This is a genomic window from Actinomyces sp. ph3 (assembly GCF_000308055.1).
In the GTDB taxonomy this organism is placed as follows: Bacteria; Actinomycetota; Actinomycetes; order Actinomycetales; family Actinomycetaceae; genus Pauljensenia.
In genome coordinates, this window is the sequence record NZ_CAGY01000005.1 from 94151 (window position 1) to 115547 (window position 21397).

A 21397-nucleotide genomic window follows, 5' to 3' on the forward strand; every position below is an offset into this window, starting at 1 on the left:
AAATTTTCATTCGTAAATTCGCAGGCCACAGAGGTGCTGACCGAAATCTTGTTGCCTCGCTGATGTACTGAAATGAGAAGTTTGTGGGAGAAAAAGTAGCAATTACCTTCGACTACGAAGCGGCGGGCATTCAAATGCAAGAAAACTGGAAGGATGCTGAGTCGCTTGGGCAGATCGGAGCCGCAATCGGGCGTATTTCGTCGGCTGGATCGGCTTATCCTCTTCCGAGTACTGATAGTCAAGGCCCATCTAAATTGATATCAGCGATTGATGCCTTTGATAAAGCAATGGCGTGGGTTGTTCTTGAGTGTTCAGATGCTGCAGCCAACCTTGGTTCTGGACTTGAAAAGGTGGCGCAGAACTTTGATAGTACCGAGCACTATAACCGTGAACGTGCGCTGAAACTTGGAGTGGAGTGGAATAAATGAGCATTAGTCTTAGGCCTGGGTCTGAAGCACTGGAGTTGCCAAAGTCTGTTTCTCACGCATCTGAAATTTCTTCTCATTGGAACGCGATCGGATCAGCCCTAACTCAGACTCAAGTTGTTCAGAATGGTAGTGGTGCCATCACTTCATTGGAAGGTGCAACTGCGGACGCTGTCAAAGTAGAGGTCGGGAAGCTTGGAGAGAAGATATCTGACCTCGCCACTGTTTTCCCGGGTCCAGCAAAAACCCTCACAGAATGGGAAGGCAAAGTAAATGAGGCAGTTCAGGTTGTAACTGGGCTGCAGCAGCGGTGGGATGAGGCGATTGCTAACTACAATAAGGCAATGGGGGATATCGCCGCTCGCAGAGCAACTGACGACAACTTTACGGGGCAGGTCGAAGAGAAGAACGCTAGGGCGATACTTGACGGCGCACAGCGTCAACTTAAAAAATCCTATGACGACCAACTTCACCAGTTAAACGATGCCGCAAGTCAGGCTGCAGATGCGATTAGGGCTGCGGCTGACAGTAAAATTTCTCCCGATGCTGTGAAACGTGGGCGTAATGCTGTTGGCGCGGAGTTTTTTGGCCCTGAGATGCCCTTGGTTAGTGGTGCCGAGCGATGGGCTTATGCGCAGGCAGAAGTACCGCGGATGGCGGCTGATTTTGAGGAAGCAGCGAACTCCAATCGGCCTCTTAATGAAGAAGAAGTTAAGGCCTTGATGGGTAAATGGGGAGATAAACTGAACGACCCCTTTTTTGTCCAAGCATTAGCAGAATACTGGCGCAGTAAGCATGGTGGTAAGGGCGATTACTCTGACCTGCTGAATAGACTGGCAATCAAAAGTGCAAGAGCCGGCATTGTGCCCGAAGGTGAGGTAACAACTCGAAATGCATTCATCAGCCGCATTGGTACTGCAATGGTACTTTCCACAGGTGGTGTCAATGCAGATCAAGATCACTTAGCAGATTCAGCGGTATACGAAAAGGTGAAGAATTATCTTCGTGGCACTGATGGAAGAACGACGATCGCTGAAACTGAGCAGGCAAATATTGAGTCTTTTAAAGAGACGGGCGATCGAGACTATGCATTCGGCGCGCCCTCTAGCAGGCTGAAAGGTTTTCAGATCTTTACTCAAGCGACTGCGCTTGCTGCGGTTAATAATCCAGATCTGGCGTTTGGTAAGGGGGTGTATGAGGGCGAAGCTACTTCGCTTGCAGCCAAAATTGTTGACTTTGACCATACGACCACGAGTTATGAAAATGTAAATAATGATGGCACTAACTCAATCGTTCAATTCACAGGAATGAACCCGGTTGCTTCTGCAAGTGCTCATGATCCACTGCAATCACTGTATTTGTTATCTGATACACCAGATAGCATGCAGACTCCCGACTTCGTCTCGAAGTATCATGAGCTTGCGAGAGCTGAACAAGGGCGTTTAGATGCGCTTCGGGGATTTCTAATGCAAGACACGTCGTTTGACGTTGAGAACGACTGGGATCGTAACGGAGAGAAATCCTCGGAGAAGATTCCGATGACTCGTTATCTGACGGGGAATCGCAACCATGGTCTCTTCCCCCCAAGAGGCTTTGTTGACGCTGGTGACGCGTTCGGATCCATGATTGAGGATGCAACCCGTCCTTTGGGCGATGCTGAGAAGAGTATTTTAGGGGACAACTGGAAGGGAGCTTCTAATCAACAGGCGCGTATTGTCGGTAACTTCACTGCAGGGTATCAAGATGGCCTTGACCACGATGGTGACAAGATTGGTTCGCAAGACGCGTTTGGTGCTACGAATTCGAAGTTGCGTTCGCACGCTGGTGTGATCCTAGCGAACTGGGTTGAGAGTCTGGCGCAGATGGATACGGACGACGCCGGAGATACTGTAAAGAGCGCGCATGATGCTGTTGATGAAGGTTCCATAAGCGCGACGACCGGGCAGGCGCAATTTGTGCTCTCTCCTAAGCTGCGTGATGCGTTATACGGTAAGGAAGGGCTCTTTGCTGATCTTGCCTTCGATAATCCGATGCAGGTGAGTGGGCAAAATACTCCAAATAATCCATTTGACGATACTTTTGAAGGCGGCCGTCCCCCTGCTCTTAGCACTATTCAAGCGGCTGCTTATGCGGGGTATAAGCATGATCTGACTCAGGCTATGGCTTCCGAGTATCGCGTTGATCCAACCAAAACAACGGAAAGCGCTGAGTGGAGTTCAGCTGTTAATAGTGGAGTCAAGAAATGGGGCGGGCTCTTTGAACATATTGAATCTGCAGTTTCAGATCAGGAAGTCGCTGAGCATAGGGCTATCGCGGATAGAAATAAGCTAATCAGGAAGGGGATTGACGTAGTAGCGAGTACGGTTCCTTTTAGTCAAGTGCCTGGTCCAAAGATTCTGGAGTCTTTGGTTTCGGCAGTGACGAATGATGGTAAAAATGCGGTATTGGATTCCATTCTTCCTACCGATTTTAATCGAGAGGAATTTTTAAAAAGGCTTGGCCGGGAATATGCGGCGACTCAGGCAGTCTCGGATACTCTCGCGAGCACCTATGTGGATCTTGATGAATGGCCTAATTCGCACGGAACGCCTAAACAGGAGCTAGTGGCTGAATTCTTGAGAAAAGAGGAAGAAGGGCACTACTCTAAGCCTGTTAAAGCGGATGAGCATGGAGGTTTACCTCCATATAACGAGATGACTGATGCGCAGCAGGGCCGTTTGAGGGAATTTCTGAAAGAGCGAACTTATTTGAAAACGCCGCTTGAGACAGCAAAGGATACCACTTGGGCTGCTTTCTCAAAGCAAGAGGTGTATCGTCACTGATCGCTCACGTGTTTTGCGCATCGACTATTTCAATAAGGTGGGTTGCCTGCAGGCAACCCCCTTTTTGTATCTGTTAAGCTTGAAATGTTACAGTTTCTACGGTTATACGGTCGACGGTGATCCGCGCTGCGCGTGTCCGAACGTTGAGAGGTTCAAATGGCGAATATTAGCTTCGATCGCTATGCATTAGGTATTGCGATGAAAGATCAATGGACTGATGCGGAGGACCTCGCTCAGGTTGGTGTTGCGGTTACAAAACTTGGGGACTATCGCGTAGCGGAAGACTTCCCTCAAGGAGATTGTTCAGGTGTGGTTGCGTTGAGAAATGCAATGACGAATTTTGCGACCTACTTGGGGTGGGCGACTCAAGAATATTCTGATGCCTGCGCGCTGTTGGGTTCCGGTATGTCGGAGTATTCGCAAAATGCGGATAGTACCGAGCAGTATAACGAAGCAAAGACACGGGCTGCCGCTGCGCGTCTGGGTGTTGGAGAGGAACTCTGAGATGGCGGTTGATCTTAAAAGCAGTGGTGCGGAAGCCCTTCCGCAGATCCCTGGCTCAGTGGACGTGGACGCAACTGCGGCGGGGACTGAGGCTGAACGCTTGGGTACGGCAATCGGGAATACCCAGGTCGCGAAAAATAAGGACGCCGTCCCAGAGGAATGGACGGGTGCAGCTGCAGATGCTGCTTCGACGGAGATTCAAGCCCTTGGGGTGAAGGTTAAAACACTGTCTGAGGCGTTTCCTACCGCTGGGAAAGCTCTCAAAGACTGGGACTATCAGTTGAGGGGGATCCGAGGGAAAATTTCTCTCCTCCAGCACTCTTGGGATACCTATTTGTCTGAATATAACGCGGCAGTTGCGGATGCAGGGCAGCAAGAGGTTAATGACCCAACGATTGATAAAGAGAGTCTGATTACCAAGGCGCGTTCAACTTTGCGTACGCATCAGGAGACGTTGCGAGGAAAATATGATGGGCATATCTCATTCCTCAATGAGACGGCTCAAAGTACTGCGAATACCATTGACGAAGCCCGCAGGAACATTGTTTCTGATGAGGCTGGTTCCAGGGGGCGGAGTGGTGTTGGTGCCGCGCTTTTTGGTTCAGATACTCCCATTCTGAGTGGCGCTATGCAATGGGCCGATGCACAAGAAAAAGCGCCTTGGATTGCGGCGGCATTAAAGACAGAGCCGATGACGCCGGAAAAGGTTAAGGAGATTAACGAAAAGTACGGCCAGTACCTGTCGAATCCCTTCTACGCTAATGCTATTGCTCAATACATGACTGTAGATGAATTGAATAATGCTGCACTTCGAATTCGAATGACCGCATATGACAACCACGGTCTCTTTGCTAACAGCGACTTTGAGGATCTAAACAAGAACCTCGGTACACTGATGGTTTTAGCAACGGGTGGAAGTAATCTTTCTGATGAAATGCTAGGTTCTCAAAAGTCTTTTGATCTGGTATCAGATGTCTTGATTGGGAAAGACGGACAGCATATTGCTGACATTCAGAATACGAAGCTCCAAGAGCTACAAGAAACGGGACGGAAGACTTATTCGATCCCTGCAGGACCTGGAGGCCGTAATGTTGGGCCGTTGGAAGGGTATTCAATATTTACTCAGTTGGCTGGAGTAGCTGCGCGAGAAAATGCCTCTTTGGCCCTTGGTGCAGCTTTTTATGCGCCGCCGAGCGGTAAATCTGTCTTCGCCGATATCCTTGAATGGGATCATGAAAAGGCTGGGAATGGATACCCGCCCGGGGAAACATATCAGCTATGCGGTTTGGACAAGGAAACTAGAGCGCATCCATGGACGGCTACGAATGAGCAACTCCTTGACCCAGTTCAAACTTTGCTTAACCTGTCCGATACACCGGATTATCTGGAGACCTCTGGGGATGCAGAGCTTTGGAAAGCGGAAAATGAACGTCTCGGCGCACTACGTAAGGTTTTAGATTCAGACACCTCATTTGATGTTACGACTTACGATGTTCACAACGGTGAGAAGTTGTCGAACTCGGGCAAAATGAGCATCGCGAGGTACTTGACGGGCTCGCGTCCTAATTCTTGGTCGTTAGACTTCGGATATCTCGATGGTGGTGACGCGCTCGGCGAGGTGATGAACGACGCATCAAAGCATGACTCCGGTGCTGCTCCGATGGTCCCGCCTAGTTCAAGTGACTACCCATTGGGCGTCGAAGACCCAGACTACAAGAAAGCCGAAGCCGCATATAACGCCTGGAGAGACGACGATAAAAGACGTGCGAGAATTGCGCAAGGCTTTTTGCTTGGCTACCAAGACGGATTAGATCAGAACGATAAAGTTACTGACCAGGGCGAAGACATATTCGGTCATAATAATTCGGGTATGCGCTCATGGGTTGCAGAAGTTGCTGCTTCGCGGGCTGATGATCTGGCGAAGATTTTGGATACTGCAGGGACAGGTCTTGCGGACGGTAGTAATAACCGTGGCGATGGAGGCTATGCACAGATGAATATGACCAAGCAAGAGGTGCAAGAATTAGTTGCAAAGAATGGCTTGTTTAGTGATATTGCGCGTGACTCATCTGCGTTGACAAGGCTTCGTGAGGCAGCATGGACAGGTTACGAGTACACGGCGCAAGAGACTGTTCAGAATTCTAGCTTTGATACGAATTGGCAGAGTAACCTTCAAAGTAACCTAAGAGGGTGGGACCGTCTCATTGCAGGTCTTGATGCTGGAGAGGTTAACGCTGGTCTTGCCACTGCCGAGGAAGTGGCAGAGTACAATGAAAAGAAGCGGGCATTAGTTGACTATGTGATCGGCAAGATTCCGACGGATAAAGTTCCGTTGGCTGATCTTCTTCAGAAAGGTACTGATGCGCTGATTAAAGATCCTCTGTACGAGAAGTTTTGGCCGACGGGAGTGCCTGAAGAGACTATCGCCCAACGCGTTGCGATAGAACAGAAGACTGAAACTAAGATTAATGACGCGGTGATCTCTGCCTTTATTGCGCGTGATAACTGGCCAAATGCCTCGGGGCTGACAAAGGACGAACTTATTTCCGATTTTCTCGAGACTAAGGGATTAGATTGCGGATTATCGCCCACTCAAGCTATGCCCGACTTTGGTGCTATGACTGCTGAGCAACGAAGCGCACTCATCGGCTATCTCACGGGAAAAGTCGATGGCGATGATGACCGAAAGACTGATTTTGGCCATGTGGTGACTGCTGTGGATGGTAACCTAGACGAGGCTAAAGCATGGGTTAAAGACTGTAACAGTGAGGTTAACGAACCCCTTAAATAGGGGACGCAATAACCTGTTTGGATCGATGACGGATACATGTCAATAGATTGGTGGGGGCGGAAGGTCTTAGACCCCCCGCCTCCACAGCTTCTAGCCCGAACGCTGAGTGAATAGCCCTAGCCCTGCTACTCCTGTTTCAGTCTTCCGCGGGAATGCTTCCGATCACCGGGTTCCACTCGCGGGGGATACGCTCGGCAATGAAGCCTGCCTGATTGAACGGGTCGGCTTCAAGGAGCTCCAAAGCTCCCGCAGCATCTTCAGCGCGCACAATAATCAGTGCATTGTGAGTGCCGGTGTAGGGACCCGCCGCGATCAGACGGCCCTGCGCCGCAAGGTCGCCATTAAAGGCGCGGTGCGTGGGGCGCACCTCAGCCATTTCCTCGTCGCGATCGGTGACGTAGTGGTACTCGACAGTGAAAACCTTCATTCTTCCTCCTTGAATAGGACAACATCTTCACGATATACCGGTTGCCCAGCCTCCGGCACATCCGGAGGAAAGTAGAAGAGAAGGCAAGCGGAAAATTAAAAGAGGCGCGGAGCCAAGCTCCGCGCCTCTTCACACTTTCAGAAGCTCACCAGCGATCATCCTGATCAGCAGCTGCAACCGGCTTCAGGGACTCTGCGTTACCGGCGGAAAGACCCGCGGCAGCCGGAGCCTTCTCCTCAACGCCATCAACGCGAACAGCCTTAAGGCCGCTCAGCGCGCGACGCTTCGCCTTGTCCTTTTCTTCCTTTGACGCTGCACCAGCAACCGCTCCCGCACCGATAGGACCGCGGGCAGCTGCAGCCGAAGCGCCACGAGCTGCTGCGGAGGAAGCACCTCCTGACACGCTGCCATTCGAGGAAGCGCCACGAGCTGCCCCTGTGCCTGCTGAAGAAGCCTTGGCAGACGATGCAGCCTTAGCTGAAGCTCCCTTGGTAGCGCTGCCCTTAGCGGTCGAGCTCGAACTCGACGCTGTGCCGGCAGTCGTTCCCATAACACCAGGCCGTGCGCCCACACCTGCGCGAGCAGCAGAAGCTGAAGCCGAACGAGCCGAAGCGGCAGTGGACTGTGAGCCTGTTCCTGCCTTAACAGAAGCTGAGCCCTTTGCTGCGCTCGACGCGGTGCCGCGTGCCCCGGCGGCTGCTCCGTTCGCAGGTGCTCCGGTGGCCGTAGTGCCACTAACGCCTGCCGGGCGAATGCTAGCAGCCGCACGTGCACGTGCTGACATAGTCGACGCATTACTTGCCGTCGATGAGGTGCCTGCTCCAGTTCCAGCGGTTGCGCCGCTGCCGTAAGCTCCGGGGGCTCCCATACCGCGCGGGAATCCACCTGCGCGAGCAGCTGTCGAGGCCGGGGTGCCCGGGTTTGCCATACGAGCCGCATTGCCCCAGTTACCAGCCTGAGCAGTTCCACGAGGAGTCAAAGCACCACGCTCAAGGTCATTCATCGCGCTAGAAATTGCGTTCGAGGACGACAAACGCGCGCTGGTCGAAGGTGCGAGTGCGCCACCGGCCGGCACAGTTCCAAATTGAGAAGTAGCAGCACGTGATGCGAAGCCACCCATTGAACCTGCAATAGAGGTCGCGGAAGTTGCCATGCGGCCAAGACCAGCCAAAGTGCCACCGGTTGTGAGTGCGCCACCGGCAATGGCCAAATCCTTGGAGTGTGATGACGTCGAGAAGGGGTTGTAATCAGGCTTCCAACGGGGATCATCCGCATCGGTAACAGGAGCGGGAATATGGCCACCAGCGGGGCCATCAGGGGTCATGTAACCGCCGACCGGCATGGTCGTGACATCAACACCTGCCAGAACGGAAGATGAAGGGGAAACAGAAGGAAGGACCTCAAGTCCAGCGATCGGGGCGTTTGCGGCAGCACCTGCATGAGCAGCATGGCTACCGCCTGTTGCCGCAAGAAACAACTGTCCACCAAGACTTGAACCAACGACAACAGAAGGCCTGCCACCGCTTGAGTCTCCACTACCATCGCTAGACTCTGCGGAGAACCCTGCAGCAGCACTGGTCACTTGGCCATTCATGGCATCAAGGGCTGCTTTTGCCTTAGCTTCCCTTTGGGCATTGCGCTGAGCGATCATATTCTGGATGTACTCATTTTGAAGCGCAGCTTCATTTGGCTGCCCTTGGAACATCACTTGCGCAGCAGCCTGGTCTGAGGGATGCGAGAGTTGTGTGCTGAGAGTCCCTTGAACAGACTTAGCTTCTTGCATAGCTTGACGAGCCTGAGTATGGGCGGTTTCCATGGTCTCGACTCGACCCTCTAAGTTAGCGATCGAAGCCTCGAAATCGCTGACTTTTGATGTCATTGCCGCATGTGTTGCACCTTCAACACCAGTGTTTCCGGAGAAGCTTGCGCATGCGGTCTTTAGAGAAGCCAGCTGAGCTTTCAAGTCATCCAGAAGCGATGCATCCTGGTCTGAATAGTCAAGGCGAGCAACTTTGGTGAGTCGATCATAGTTCTCTGTGGAGAGTGCCATAAGAGGTCTTTCTTCAATCCTAGGTATTACTGAGAAGCGTCTCGATATTCGATGTCGCTATCAGTCTCGTCCAAAGCCGTAAGGGGAGTTCCAGGTGGGAAGTCCCGAAGTGGGTTTGCTTGGCGCTCTACTAGCCGCAGCGAATAGGTCGGATGCCCCAGAATCCTGTCCAAGTCCACCCAAGAATGTTGGAGGAAGTTGAAGTTGCGGAGTAGAGGAGGAAGTGTTGTTTGCAGCAACTGGGCCAGGTTGTTGGGCACCTCCTTCTGCCGAAGTCCGAGCAACCCAACCCGGTTGGGTTGCGCCCCCGACAAGATCTGATGCCTGAACTTTTGCTATATCTATAGCCTCGGCCACCTTTGAAGCTGAATTTCCAGCTATCGCGCTGTTCTTTTCCTTCTCGGCTTGGGCTAGGGACCGCTCTTGCGCCTCAAGCGATGCATTCGCTAAGGCCTGAGCCGCATTGATACCGTTTTGCTCATTTTCGCCCATCAGCGCTTGGGTCTTAGCGGCAGCACTCAAGAAAGCAATGACCTCTGCATTTAGAGAGGTAATTGCGTCCTGGATTTCTTGAAGGGCAGTCGTATATTGCTGTCGAGCTGCGACGGGGCCCGACTCTACGCCCCACTTGCCTGCTGTTTGGGCTGCTGTCAGCGATGCGACCTTAGAGGTCGCCTCTCCCGCGAATTCGCCACGCGAGCTGTCTAGAGCTGATTGTGCGGCAGTAAATGCGTCGTTATTAACGCCAACTTCTCCGCTCATGCCGTCTCTCTTTCCGCCTCTTGCCCGTTAAAAACAGACAAAAACTACCTGCTCGTACATATTGAAAATACAAGATCGTTTTCAAAGGTGCACGAGCCCTTCAATATATGGGATTATTCTCGCGTAAAATAGAACGTACGTCAAAGGTGGTTGAGCTGTGGATCTTCCTCTGTGTGGGACTGTGATCCGCACCCAGTGGGGTGCGACCAGTGACATCGGTCCTGTTCGCTCATCAAACCAAGACTCTTGGCTTGCCCAAGACCCTCTCTTCGCAGTTGCCGACGGGATGGGCGGGAACGCAGAAGGCGAACTGGCCTCGACAACCGCTCTTGAAGTGCTCTCTAACGCCCTCAGCCCCGAGGCCTTGGATGCAATTGACCCGAACCCGGCCGAGCTGGTCGGTGCGATCCGCGCGGCCGCAGAGGCAGTGGCCTCGTTAGGGGAGAAGGAGGACCCGGCTGCCCCGGGAACCACGCTGTGCGGAACCCTGACCATTGACCAAGATGGTCCGCAGTGGCTGACCTTTAATATCGGTGATTCTCGTGCCTATCTCATTGCCGCCGGCAGCATCCTTCAGCTGACGACCGACCATTCAGCAGTCCAAGAAGCCAAAGAATTCGCCAAGCGGACCGGTGCGGAACTGGTTCTTCCACCCTCGAATGTCATCACTCGCGCGCTCGGCGCAGCAATGCCGGAACTTCCCCAGGCTGACTACGTCCTGACCCCAATGTGCGAGGGGGATGTCGTCGTCCTGTGCTCGGATGGTGTTCACGGCGCACTTTCAGAACAAGACCTCATCGATATCGCCAGCCAGGATTCATCTGCGCAAGAAATTGCCAATGCTCTGGTTGACCGAGCAATCGAGGGCGGTACACGTGATAACGCAACTGCCCTTGTAATCCGTGCACAATCGGTTGTGGGAAGCCGCTACGATGGGGACATACGCGCGAGCGTGCGTCCACGTATCCCAGTGCGACCCCTTCCGGTCACAACGGCGCGCCGCGCCCGATAGAGAAAAGAGTTTTCGAATGCTGCAATTGGGCCGCCATGCAGTTCGCGGTAACGGTGGGTTCATCGTCGCCGGCCCCCTGGGCTTTGCCCTGGTCCCCGCTGACCTCGCTGACTCCGCACAGCGCGTTGTCACCGATACCAACGAAGATCTGACAACCTGGGTTAATTCCGCTACAGCCAGCGGTTTGCCTTTCGCGCATATGGACCTGCGCGGCCCCGTTCCCCTTCTTTCCTTGGGTGGCAGTGCGAATGTTCGCGCCATTGCTCCCGGCTATGACACCCCCTTCACCTGGGGTGGCCCGCTGTCGATGTGGGAATTTGTGCCGGGCGAGTGGACGCTCATGGATATCGCATTGAGCGAGTTCGACGATGCTCAGCCGTGGGCACACTTCGCGACCTCTGAGGCCGAGGCCTCCCAGGTCCGCATCGGCTACCCCGTAGAGCCCGAACTTCCCTCGGCCCCCGCGCTGGTGGAAGAAGAGAAGCCCGCTCAGGTCCAGGAAGAGCACGTTGAGGATGCCCCCTCCGCTGAAGAGTCCGCACCCGCGCCTGAGCCCGAGGCCTCGCACACTGTGTGGGGAGTACTTGAGGAAGAACCCCAGCCCCAGGAGGAAGCCGCAGAGCCTCAGGCCACTGAAGAGCCCGCGCCGAAGTATTTGTGGGCACCCGAGCCAGAGGCGGAAGCAAGTGCGTCCGAAGAAACTCCTGATATTTATGCTGCGGGCGCTCAAGTTGCCGCGGCTCAGGCAGCAGTGACGCCGACCGCCGCCCCCGTTTACACCAGCCCCGAGGCCTTGGAAGAAACCATCACCTCTGAGGCCTTCGCGGCAATGCAGCAGGCTGCTTCGCAAGATGCGCCGCAGAATACCGCTGAGCCGCAGGCTAGCGTTGAATTGGACGCTCCCTCAGGCGAGCAAATCTTTGAACCCAATGCGTTCGTCGAAGAAGAAGCTTCCATCGAAGTTCCCGCCGATGAACCCGCAGAGGTAGAGGCACAGGTCTCGCAAGAGCCGGTCGAGCAGGAAAGCCAGCCTGAAGCTGAAGAGTCCGCCCCGGCCTCGGAAATCGAAGAAACCCCGGCGCATGGGGAGACCCCGGCTGCGGAAACCCCAGCTGCAGGCGTGGCTCCCGCTTTCGAAATCGATAACTCCGATAGTGGCGCAACGGTACTGCGACGCGTGACCGATGACTCGCAGCACACCCAGGCCGGCTACCTGGTCTATGCGGGCGCTGCTCCCGTTGAACTTACTCACGACGTGATCTTGGGACGTGACCCCAATGCTCGCGTTCTGACGGGACGTCCCTCGGCAACCGTCATGCGTGTGCCCAGCCCGGCAAACGAGATTTCGCGTTCGCACGCAGCTGTTATTCCCAGCGGTTTTGGTTCCTGGATGCTCATGGATCTGGGAAGTGCGAATGGAACCCTGCTGCGCAGCTCGAATGGCAATGTTCAGGAAGTTCCTCCGCGCGTTACCGTGCCGCTGAGCGACGGCGACGTTATTGATCTGGGAGAAAACGTCCTGGTCGAATTTATTGTTCGATAAAACAGTGACCATATGGTGAACGGGCCACCCGCGTAATTTCGCGGCGTGGCCCGCATCATTTGGCCGGTACTTTTTCCATTGGTTAGTATGTCAATACACAGGGTCCCGATGACGGGTACCCCCCGAAACAACGGAAGTTGAGGGACCAGATGGTCAAGTATGTATACGACTTCTCCGAGGGCGACAAGTCAATGAAAGACTTGCTCGGAGGTAAGGGTGCGAACCTGGCAGAGATGACGAAGCTCGGCCTGCCTGTTCCTCCCGGATTCACAATTACCACCGAAGCGTGCCGCGTCTACCTGCACGACGGCAAGGCCCCTGAAAGTCTTGATACTGAAGTGACCGTCGCACTTCGCAAGGTCGAAGAAGAAATGGGTCGCAAGCTGGGCGATCCCAAGGATCCGCTGCTTGTCTCGGTCCGCTCGGGCGCAAAGTTCTCCATGCCCGGCATGATGGAAACCGTCCTCAACATCGGTCTGAACGACGAGTCCGTCCACGGTCTTGCCGCTGTCAGTGGCAACGAGCGTTTCGCATGGGACTCCTACCGTCGACTGGTCCAGATGTTCGGCAAGACCGTTCTGGATATCGAAGGCGATCTCTTCTCTGACGCTCTGGACAACATGAAGAAGGAACGCGGCGTTAAGGGCGATACTGAGCTCACCGCCGAAGACCTCAAGAGCCTGGTTGATATCTTCAAGACCATCGTCTATGAGCAGACCGGTGAAGAATTCCCGCAGGATCCTCGCACCCAGATGGACATGGCCATCGAGGCCGTTTTCCGTTCCTGGAACACCGAACGTGCCCGCATCTACCGTCGCCGTGAGCGCATCCCCCACGACCTGGGCACCGCAGTCAACATCTGCACCATGGTCTTTGGCAACATGGGTGAAAACTCCGGCACCGGCGTGTGCTTCACCCGCGACCCCTCCACCGGTCACTCCGGTGTGTACGGTGACTACCTTGAGAACGCACAGGGCGAAGACGTCGTTGCAGGTATCCGCAACACCCTGTCCCTGGCTGATCTTGAGAAGATCAACAAGCCGGTCTACGACGAGCTGCGCGGAATCATGCACAAGCTCGAAACCCACTACCGCGACCTGTGCGACATCGAATTCACCATCGAGCGCGGCAAGCTGTGGATGCTCCAGACCCGCGTCGGCAAGCGTACCGCTGCCGCAGCCTTCCGCGTTGCCGTCCAGCTGGTCGATGAAAAGCTCATCACCCGCGACGAGGCCCTGGGCCGCGTGACCGGTGACCAGCTCACCCAGCTGATGTTCCCGCAGTTCGATGCGTCTGCATCCAAGGAACTCATTGCTCGCGGTATGGCCGCCTCCCCGGGTGCAGCCGTTGGCCGCATCGTCTTCAACAATGCTCAGGCCGAGGCCTCGGCAGCAGCAGGCGTCAAGTGCGTGCTGGTCCGCCGCGAAACCAACCCCGACGACCTACCCGGTATGGTCGCAGCCGAGGGCGTTCTGACCGCCCGCGGTGGCAAGACCTCGCACGCCGCAGTGGTTGCGCGCGGCATGGGTAAGACTTGTGTCTGCGGTGCTGAAGCTCTTGAGATCGACGCCGAGGCCGGAACCGTCACCGTCGCAGGCCGCGTCCTGACCGGCGAAGACACCATCGCAATCGACGGCCAGACCGGTGAGATCTTCCTGGGTGAGGTCCCCGTGACCGACTCCCCGGTGACCACCTACCTGAGCCACGGCCTCGAAGCTGGCCTGGCTGCAGCAGCTGGCGATCCCGGTACCTCCGAACTGATCGAGGCCGTCCACCGCATCCTTACCCACGCCGACGAGGTTCGTCGCCTGCAGGTGCGCGCCAACGCCGATACCCCCGAGGACTCGCAGCGCGCACTGGAGTTTGGTGCACAGGGCATCGGCCTGTGCCGTACCGAGCACATGTTCCTGGGTTCGCGTCGTCCGCTGGTTGAGCGCGTCATCCTGTCCGAAGAAGGCTCCGCTGAGCGTCAGGAAGCATTCGATGCCCTGGAGAAGCTGCAGAAGGAAGACTTCCTGGCAATGCTCGAGGTCATGGACGGTAAGTCGATGACCGTGCGCTTGATCGACCCGCCGCTGCACGAGTTCCTGCCCCAGCTCACCGAGCTCGAGGTCAAGGTTGCACTCGCCAAGGCTGCTGGCACCGTTGATCCCGCGGACGAGGAAATGCTGGTCACCGTGCGTCGCTTCCACGAGCAGAACCCCATGCTGGGCCTGCGTGGCGTGCGTCTGGGCATCTACCTGCCCGGCCTCTTCGCCCTGCAGATGCGCGCACTGTGCGAGGCTGCTGCTGAGCTGGTTGCCCGTGGTAAGGATCCGCGCCCCGAAATCATGGTTCCGCTGGTTGGTTCCGTGCGTGAGCTGCAGCTGATCCGCGAGGAAGGCGAAGGCATTATCGCTGCGGTTGCTGCTGACAAGGGCGTTGACCTCTCCGGCGTCACCATCGGTGCGATGATTGAGCTGCCGCGTGCGGCCATGACCGCCGAGGACCTTGCTGAGGAAGCCGACTTCTTCAGCTTCGGTACGAACGACCTGACCCAGACTGTGTGGGGCTTCTCACGTGATGACGTTGAGGGTGTGTTCTTCCCGCAGTACATCGAGGGTGGCATCTTTGGTGTCTCTCCCTTTGAGTCGATCGATGTTCACGGCGTCGGTACAGTTGTAGCCGAGGGCGTGCGTCGCGCACGTTCTACCAAGCCGAACATCAAGCTCGGTGTCTGTGGTGAGCACGGTGGCGATCCCGCATCGATCCACTTCTTCCACAAGGTCGGACTCGACTACGTGTCCTGCTCGCCCTTCCGCGTGCCCGTGGCGCGCCTGGAGGCCGGACGTGCAGCCGTTGAGGATCACACGGATATGACCGCGTGAGTGTCTGCAAGGACCGTCTAGCGCTGATATAGCGCGGTGCCCCGCCAGCTTCGGCTGGCGGGGCACTTGCGTTTCTAGGCACTTGCGTTTCAGAGTACTTGCGTTTCCCGGGGCGCTTGCGGCGAATTCTTATGACACCCTATGGAGCCAAGAGGTCGCCCGAGCGTCAGTAATTCTTGAATCCGCCTTTACCGGGTGGCGGTGGGAAAGCACCGGGCGCCGACGTAGGCGGAGTTGCTGGTGGCGAATACGGTGACACGGGCGGCGTATACGATGCCGCTGACGGTGTATACGGTGACATGGGCGTAGTGCTGCTGCTCTCCACAACCATCACATTGCCGTTGGTGAGCACGATGTTCGTGGGGGAGTACAGCTGGGCCATAGTTGTTTGCCGTTTGCGCCATGCAAAAACGGCAATGATGAGGGCAAGCACAATATAGATAGCGTGTTTGATGGTTGGATCATCTGCAAGGTTGGGTGCGAATTCTTCCAAGAACATCAGAACAACAGTCAGCATGAGGAACAGGCTAGATATAACCACGATTGGGAAACTGACAATCGCATAGATGCGGCGAGAGACCGAGTACAGCAGGTTATTGAGCTTGTGATAGGCGAATCCGACAATAACCATTGCAACAACAGCCCAAATGAAGTGGGCCGTTTCTGAGGATGTCAGCCATGCCATGTGGTCCATCGTGAAAATGCCGGCAAACCCTATTGCAAGTACGTAGTCAGGAGAGAAGAGCATCCACAGCAGTAATCGCATGTAGAAAAAGAGGAAGGCGATGATGATCGCGAAAATTAGCAGTATGAACAGCAAGGCCATGCCTTCATCCTAACAATGTGAAAGTTGTGCTAGCTGATACCTTGCTGAGCGCAAAAATTGGTGCTTAAACAATATTAATTCTGTTGAATTTGGCGCTCTTTGGTGGCGCCTGTTCCAATCTTTAATCGAGAAAATAAGACCTGACGGGTTGTCTGCTTCTCTAGAGTGGCGAATGATACAACTATGTATCCGCACATAGGTGCAGATGCCACTGCACATAAGTGCACAATGCTGGGTAAACCCTGCGCAATTTCTTTATAATAGCTTCTGACCTGCGAAAATGTAGTTAAGTTATTGATGTTCGCGTTTAGCAAATATGCAAATATGTGAGTGGGAACACATTTATAAGCATGAAACTCGAACACACCAGTCACATAATTAACAGCGGAGATCGGAGACTATTAGTCCCTGATCTTTAGGTTTTGTCCATCCTCGACAAGGAAGTCAGTGAACTTCTATGGAACGTCGCATTTTTGCACACCGCGGTTTGAACCGTGTCGCACCCGAGAACAGCCTTGCAGCTTTTGAAAAGACTGCAGATGCTGGTCTCACCTGGATTGAGACTGACGTCGACATCCTTGGTGACGGTACGCCAATCGTCATCCACGACACGTCGCTTGATCGTACGACCAATCGCAGCGGGTCGTACTACGGCCTCGAGAAGGCAGATCTGGCATCGATCGATGCCGGTTCATGGTTCTCTCCGGAATTCACCGGACAGCCTCTGCCCACCCTTGAGCAGCTGATCGAGCTCCTCAACCGCCGTGGACTGAATGCCAACATTGAGATCAAGTCGAATGAGGCCGGTGGCGCCATGTCCATGCGTCTCATTGATTCGATTCTTGATGCGCTGACTGGACTCGACCCCGAACGAGAGGTTTTCTTCTCCTCCTTTAATCACGTGTTGCTGGCGAAGATTAAGGAACGCGCACCTCAGTACGAAGTGGGCTGCCTGTACGAGACTTGTGCTCTCTACGACGACTGGAAGTCCATGCTCGAGCTGGTTGGCGCGTCATACATTCACCCCGAGGACCGCGGTCTGACCAAGTCCAAGGTTGAGGCCTTCCGTGAGGCAGGCTTCGGTGTCAACGTGTGGACCGTGAACTCGATTGACCGAGCACATGAGCTCTTCAATTGGGGCGCAACCGGTGTCTTTACCGATGTTGCGGACTCTTTTGCCCATCTTCAGTGAGTGAATCTCGAAAGGTAAATTCAACAACATGTCTGAAACCTCAGTAGGCACAAAGTCGCGCCTTCCTAAGTTCTTGCAGAAGGGCCGCATCGGCGGCTTCCTCACTGTCGTGCTGACCGGCCAGCTGGTCTACGTCTCCTTCGAGGCGTTCAAGGGATCTCTGCTGATCCCCGTGACCAATGCTCTTGGCATCACGGTCGCCGACTTCGGTACCATCATGGGCTGGCTCGGCATTGCCATGTTCATGTACGTGCCCGCCGGCTGGGTGAACAACCGTTTCCCCATCCGTAACATTCTGATCTGCTTCGCCTCGTGGCGACTGCTGACCTTCCTGTTCCTGTGGCTCTCCCCGGTCTTGGGCTACCACCTGAACATCAAGATGCTTGTTGGCATTGCAATTACGTGGGCAATTTGGGACGCCATCGGTTGGCCCGCCGTCGTCAACGGCGTTGCCTTCATGGCATCTGACTCTGACTCCAAGGGCCGTGGCCTTGCAATGGGCCTCCTCGAGTCCATCCGTCGTGGCGTTGAGTTCTGCATGAACCTCATCATCATCGGCTGCATGGCCATTTTCCCGACCCACGCAAACGGCATCATGATTGGTTTCGGCCTGGGCTACTCCCTGCTGCTGATCCCGAACATCATCGCCATCCTGCGCTTCGTTCCCGCCAACGCTGTTGCCGAGTCCGAAGGCCACACCAAGAACACCGCAGCTCTCATGGGTCTGCTCAAGGTTCTGGCACAGCCCGGTGTTTGGTTCGCAGGTATCGCCGGCATGTGTGTTTACTGGTGCTACGTCAACCTGATCTACTCCTCGGCTCCTTACTTGAAGCTGGTCTTCCACGCATCTGACGCTGCCTCTGGTGCATTCGGTATCTTCTCCACCGGTTTCGTTGGCATCATCGCCGGCCTCGTTGCAGGGATGCTCGCTGACTACGTCTTCAAGTCCTCGACCACCATGGTTGCAGTCGCTCTGACCGTTATCGCCATCGGCGTTGGCCTGGTCTACCTGCTGCCCGCATCCGACTCGATGATGTGGCCTGCAATGATCCTGCTGGTCGTCATGGCATTCGGTGTCTTCCTTGGTAAGTCCGTGCTGCTTGCTCCTATCGCTGAGCTGCACCTGCCCGAGGAAATCAACGGCTCCGCAATGTCGGTCGGTTCCTTCCTGGTCTACGCTTCCATCCTTTGGGGCAACCCGACCACCGCTGGAATCATCACCGCTCACGAGGCCAACCCCTACGATGGCTACCGCATCATCTTCCTGATCACGCTCTGCGTGGCAGTTGTTGGTGCTGCTTGCGCCTACGCACTGGTGTTCTCGAACCGTCGCAAGAAGGCTCTGAGCGCTGAGGTTGAGTGATCCTTTCACGGATACTCTCCACTGAATCCAAACCAGTTGGCCTCTCGAGGCTGAACTGACTGAGGCGGGTCCTCATCGTCCCAGGTACTTCGGTACCGGACCGAGACGATGCGGACCCGCCTTTTACATGTCTTCAAGCCCCTGCTTCCCCGTCATCACTCTCAACTTCTCCGGCCCGTCTTCGTCCACGCCTCGGCGTGATTGTGGAACAATAAGACCAGATCGCATCTACCATTCATCAACACATCTAGCATCAGCGCGAGGGGTTGGAAGCTTCATGGCTCTCTTTGAATTCGACGAGGGGCGTTTGATCCCTGCCCAATTCGGCCGCTCAGTATCCGACGGTTTGACCCCCGAAATCGTTGATGCCGTGTGTAATCAGGTGCTCGAGATCGTTTCGCGCCCACTTTTCCCCATCACGTGGCGAGATATTTCCCCCTTTGAAGGTTCGGCCTTTGTTGATGGCTCCGCAGAAGACGAGGCTCCTCGGCTGACTGCCCTTGATCCTTCTGGCCAAGTTGTTTCGGTCGAGATTCTTGACTTCCTGGACTCAGATACGCTGATTCAGTCCCTTTCGCGCCTCGCTGGAACCGCCGCACTGTCGTGGTCGGATCTGGCCCGTGAATATCCCGGAGGCGTCGCAGCTTTCAAATCCGGCTGGATTCATTTCCGCGATTCAATGCCTCCCTCGCCCGGTGCAGGTCCGCGTCTGGTCATGGTGGTTGGCCGCATTGATCCCGCGGTTCGTCCGGCGCTTGAGGTTCTCGCTGCCTCCGGCGTTGAAGTTCATGAAATGAGCCTGCGCGAGATGAGCAATGGGCGTTCTTTCCTTGAAGTTCACGCTGTTGGTCCGCGTACCTACGCGCACGCCCCCCACCTGCTTGCTGGGCGCTCCGACGACGTCCCCGCGATCGCCTCGTCAATTCGTGACGTGGCCGCTCCGGTGACCATTGAGCCCTCCGCGCGCGTTGACTTTGTTTCCCCCGAACCGGCTACCGAGGCCGAGGCCTTGGTTCCCGAGGAGGACGACTACCTTCCCGAGGATGAAGAGTTCGTTCAACAGGCCGCCCACGCTGAAGCCGTAGAGCCGGAAGTTCCTGAAACGGAAAGCGAACACACCTTCGACGGAAACGATGCGCATCATCATGCCGCTCCAGTCGAGATGGAAGACAGTGATGGCGAGTTAGAAGAAGAGGAAAGCGAAGAGGTCCGCGCTGCCCGTGAGGCGGGGATCCCCGTCCTCTCGCGTGATGCGGCTGCCCTTCGTGTTCTTGGGCAGATTATTGCCGAGGATGTTCCCGCAATTATCGTTGACGTGCCTGAGGCAGAGTGTGAATTCACGGCCGATGGCCTGTTCCGCTCGGGCGAGGAGAGCTGGGATAACCCGCAGGATGCGCTTTCCTACTTTGGTGTTTCCGGTAACGGCTGGACGCTGTGGCATCTGGGTGGGGAAGAAGGCCCGACCTTGGGTGAATCCTTGGCAGAGGTCAACCGAGAAATCATTCGCGAGTACTCACGCGATTAGATAAAGGCCTTAATCCAGCGATTCATCGTTTCATAGACCTGCGCGCGCACCTGCGGGTCAGAGAGCAGTAGGTCGTGCTTGCCCGGGAAACTGGCGATGGTGACCAGCGGTCCTAAGCGTGACGAACGCTCCAAGATGACCTCGCGATCTAAGACGACGTCACTTGAAAAAGTTTCTGGAGTGAATTCTTCGCTGAAGAAGCTAGACGTCGACATCATCGAAAGTACGGGAATATCCAGCTTGACTGAAGTCGCAACGGAGTCGTGGCCTTCAAGGATCGCCTCGAGCCAGGCCGCGTAAACGGGGTAGGAGCCTGGCCGCTTCCACTCCAGCGCATAGTCCCATCCCTGAACAGCGGGATCATCGGCGTAGGCCTCGAGAGACTCCGGTAGGGGCGCCTCCAGTGAATTCCATCCCTCGTGAAGCGAACGCGCATAGTTATCTGGACCGCTGCCGCCTCCCGGAACCGCCCACATCGGATTTCGAGACGCAATGCGTTCAAGAATCGGAGCCATGGTTGAACGCATGGAAGCCATTGTCTGCATTTCAAGCCACGCAGAATTCAAGATGAGGCCGTCGATCGCGCCGGGATGGCGATTTGCCCACAGCGTTGCAAGCAGTCCGCCCGTTGAGTGACCCATCAGAACAAGTGGAAGATCGGGGTAATCATTGCGGATCAGATCCAGAGCTTCTCCGAGTTCCTCATCGTACAGACTGAGGTTCGAAATGAATCCCATGCGTTGGCCAGGGCGTAGCGAACGACCATACCTGCGTAGATCGATCGCGTAGAAGGCCCCTGCACAATCGGCGATATTTTGGGCCAACTCGCGCTGGAAGAAATAGTCGTTGCGGCCGTGAATGTACAGGGCAACAAAACGCGGGGATTGGGAAGAAGCTCTGTGGCCTTGGTAGCGAACCAAGGTCGCAACAACAGACCCTGCGTCATCATCCATAAGGGGGATGGTGCGCGATTCGTAGCCCTCACCCAAAACGTCGCGCCGCCACTGGCCAACGGGGGCTGGGCCTTCTTCTCCCCAGGGGGCCAGCACGGCCTCGTCGACGAGGCCATTGAAGCCATCGGTGCTGCTTGGGGATTCGGGGAGCTCGGTTTCGTCCACTGTACTCACTCCTGTGTTTGGGATCTGCATTGATTTTATGTGGATTTTCGCGTGAAAGATATCGTTATTTGGGGCAAATGTTACAAATGTTGCGATCGTGATTTGTGTGGCTTCGGTTAAACGTTGTTGCGAATGTTGCCTAAGTGAACTACTCTCGAATGCTGTATATG

Annotated in this window: 15 protein-coding genes; 10 read left to right on the top strand and 5 right to left on the bottom strand. The window is 55.3% G+C overall.

Annotated features, from left to right (window positions below):
* The first annotated feature begins 83 nt into the window (after positions 1-83).
* The 4 genes from HGAS_RS05650 (at position 84) to HGAS_RS05665 (ending at position 6542) form a co-directional block, all read left to right on the top strand.
* A complete protein-coding gene (locus tag HGAS_RS05650; protein WP_019126873.1) occupies positions 84-428 on the top strand; it encodes a hypothetical protein in 345 nt (114 codons plus the stop codon).
* On the top strand, positions 425-3247 hold the full coding sequence (locus HGAS_RS05655) for a hypothetical protein (RefSeq protein WP_019126874.1): 2823 nt from the start codon (positions 425-427) through the stop codon (positions 3245-3247). The genes HGAS_RS05650 and HGAS_RS05655 overlap by 4 nt, the downstream gene beginning before the upstream one ends.
* A 156-nt stretch (positions 3248-3403) precedes the next feature.
* A complete protein-coding gene (locus tag HGAS_RS05660; protein ID WP_019126875.1) occupies positions 3404-3751 on the top strand; it encodes a hypothetical protein in 348 nt (115 codons plus the stop codon).
* 1 nt (position 3752) lies between these two features.
* Positions 3753-6542, top strand: a complete 2790-nt coding sequence (locus tag HGAS_RS05665; protein WP_019126876.1) for a hypothetical protein — start codon at positions 3753-3755, stop codon at positions 6540-6542.
* A 136-nt stretch (positions 6543-6678) separates the two neighbouring features.
* Here the strand turns inward: HGAS_RS05665 and HGAS_RS05670 are convergent, their stop codons facing one another.
* The 3 genes from HGAS_RS05670 to HGAS_RS05680 form a co-directional block, all read right to left on the bottom strand.
* On the bottom strand, positions 6679-6969 hold the full coding sequence (locus HGAS_RS05670) for a YciI family protein (RefSeq protein ID WP_019126877.1): 291 nt from the start codon (positions 6967-6969) through the stop codon (positions 6679-6681).
* A gap of 145 nt (positions 6970-7114) precedes the next feature.
* The gene (locus tag HGAS_RS05675) at positions 7115-9019 is read right to left on the bottom strand and encodes a hypothetical protein (protein ID WP_019126878.1); all 1905 of its coding nucleotides are present in this window, start codon (positions 9017-9019) and stop codon (positions 7115-7117) included.
* Between the two features lie 60 nt (positions 9020-9079).
* Positions 9080-9781: a hypothetical protein gene (locus HGAS_RS05680; protein ID WP_019126879.1), complete on the bottom strand. Its 702-nt coding sequence runs from the start codon at positions 9779-9781 to the stop codon at positions 9080-9082.
* Between the two features lie 157 nt (positions 9782-9938).
* Between HGAS_RS05680 and HGAS_RS05685 the strand changes: the two genes are divergently transcribed.
* From HGAS_RS05685 to ppdK, 3 genes are all read left to right on the top strand, one after another.
* Complete coding sequence (locus tag HGAS_RS05685; RefSeq protein ID WP_019126880.1) at positions 9939-10793, top strand: PP2C family protein-serine/threonine phosphatase; 855 nt, start codon at positions 9939-9941, stop codon at positions 10791-10793.
* Between the two features lie 16 nt (positions 10794-10809).
* Positions 10810-12336: an FHA domain-containing protein gene (locus tag HGAS_RS05690; RefSeq protein ID WP_019126881.1), complete on the top strand. Its 1527-nt coding sequence runs from the start codon at positions 10810-10812 to the stop codon at positions 12334-12336.
* Positions 12337-12485: 149 nt separating this feature from the next.
* Entirely contained in the window at positions 12486-15203 is a 2718-nt protein-coding gene (gene ppdK / locus HGAS_RS05695) for a pyruvate, phosphate dikinase (protein ID WP_019126882.1), read from the top strand.
* A gap of 166 nt (positions 15204-15369) precedes the next feature.
* Here ppdK and HGAS_RS05700 read toward each other — a convergent pair whose 3' ends face one another.
* The gene (locus HGAS_RS05700; RefSeq protein ID WP_019126883.1) at positions 15370-16029 is read right to left on the bottom strand and encodes a hypothetical protein; all 660 of its coding nucleotides are present in this window, start codon (positions 16027-16029) and stop codon (positions 15370-15372) included.
* 457 nt (positions 16030-16486) lie between these two features.
* Here HGAS_RS05700 and HGAS_RS05705 point away from each other — a divergent pair, with 457 nt between their 5' ends.
* From HGAS_RS05705 to HGAS_RS05715, 3 genes are all read left to right on the top strand, one after another.
* Positions 16487-17221 (top strand): glycerophosphoryl diester phosphodiesterase, encoded by a 735-nt coding sequence (locus tag HGAS_RS05705; RefSeq protein ID WP_019126884.1) that lies wholly within the window; start codon positions 16487-16489, stop codon positions 17219-17221.
* A gap of 28 nt (positions 17222-17249) precedes the next feature.
* Complete coding sequence (locus tag HGAS_RS08515; RefSeq protein WP_019126885.1) at positions 17250-18584, top strand: MFS transporter; 1335 nt, start codon at positions 17250-17252, stop codon at positions 18582-18584.
* Between the two features lie 277 nt (positions 18585-18861).
* On the top strand, positions 18862-20109 hold the full coding sequence (locus HGAS_RS05715; RefSeq protein WP_019126886.1) for a hypothetical protein: 1248 nt from the start codon (positions 18862-18864) through the stop codon (positions 20107-20109).
* Here the strand turns inward: HGAS_RS05715 and HGAS_RS05720 are convergent.
* Positions 20106-21257, bottom strand: a complete 1152-nt coding sequence (locus HGAS_RS05720) for an alpha/beta fold hydrolase (protein ID WP_026066675.1) — start codon at positions 21255-21257, stop codon at positions 20106-20108. The two genes, HGAS_RS05715 and HGAS_RS05720, sit on opposite strands and share 4 nt — an antisense overlap.
* Positions 21258-21397: the final 140 nt, after the last annotated feature.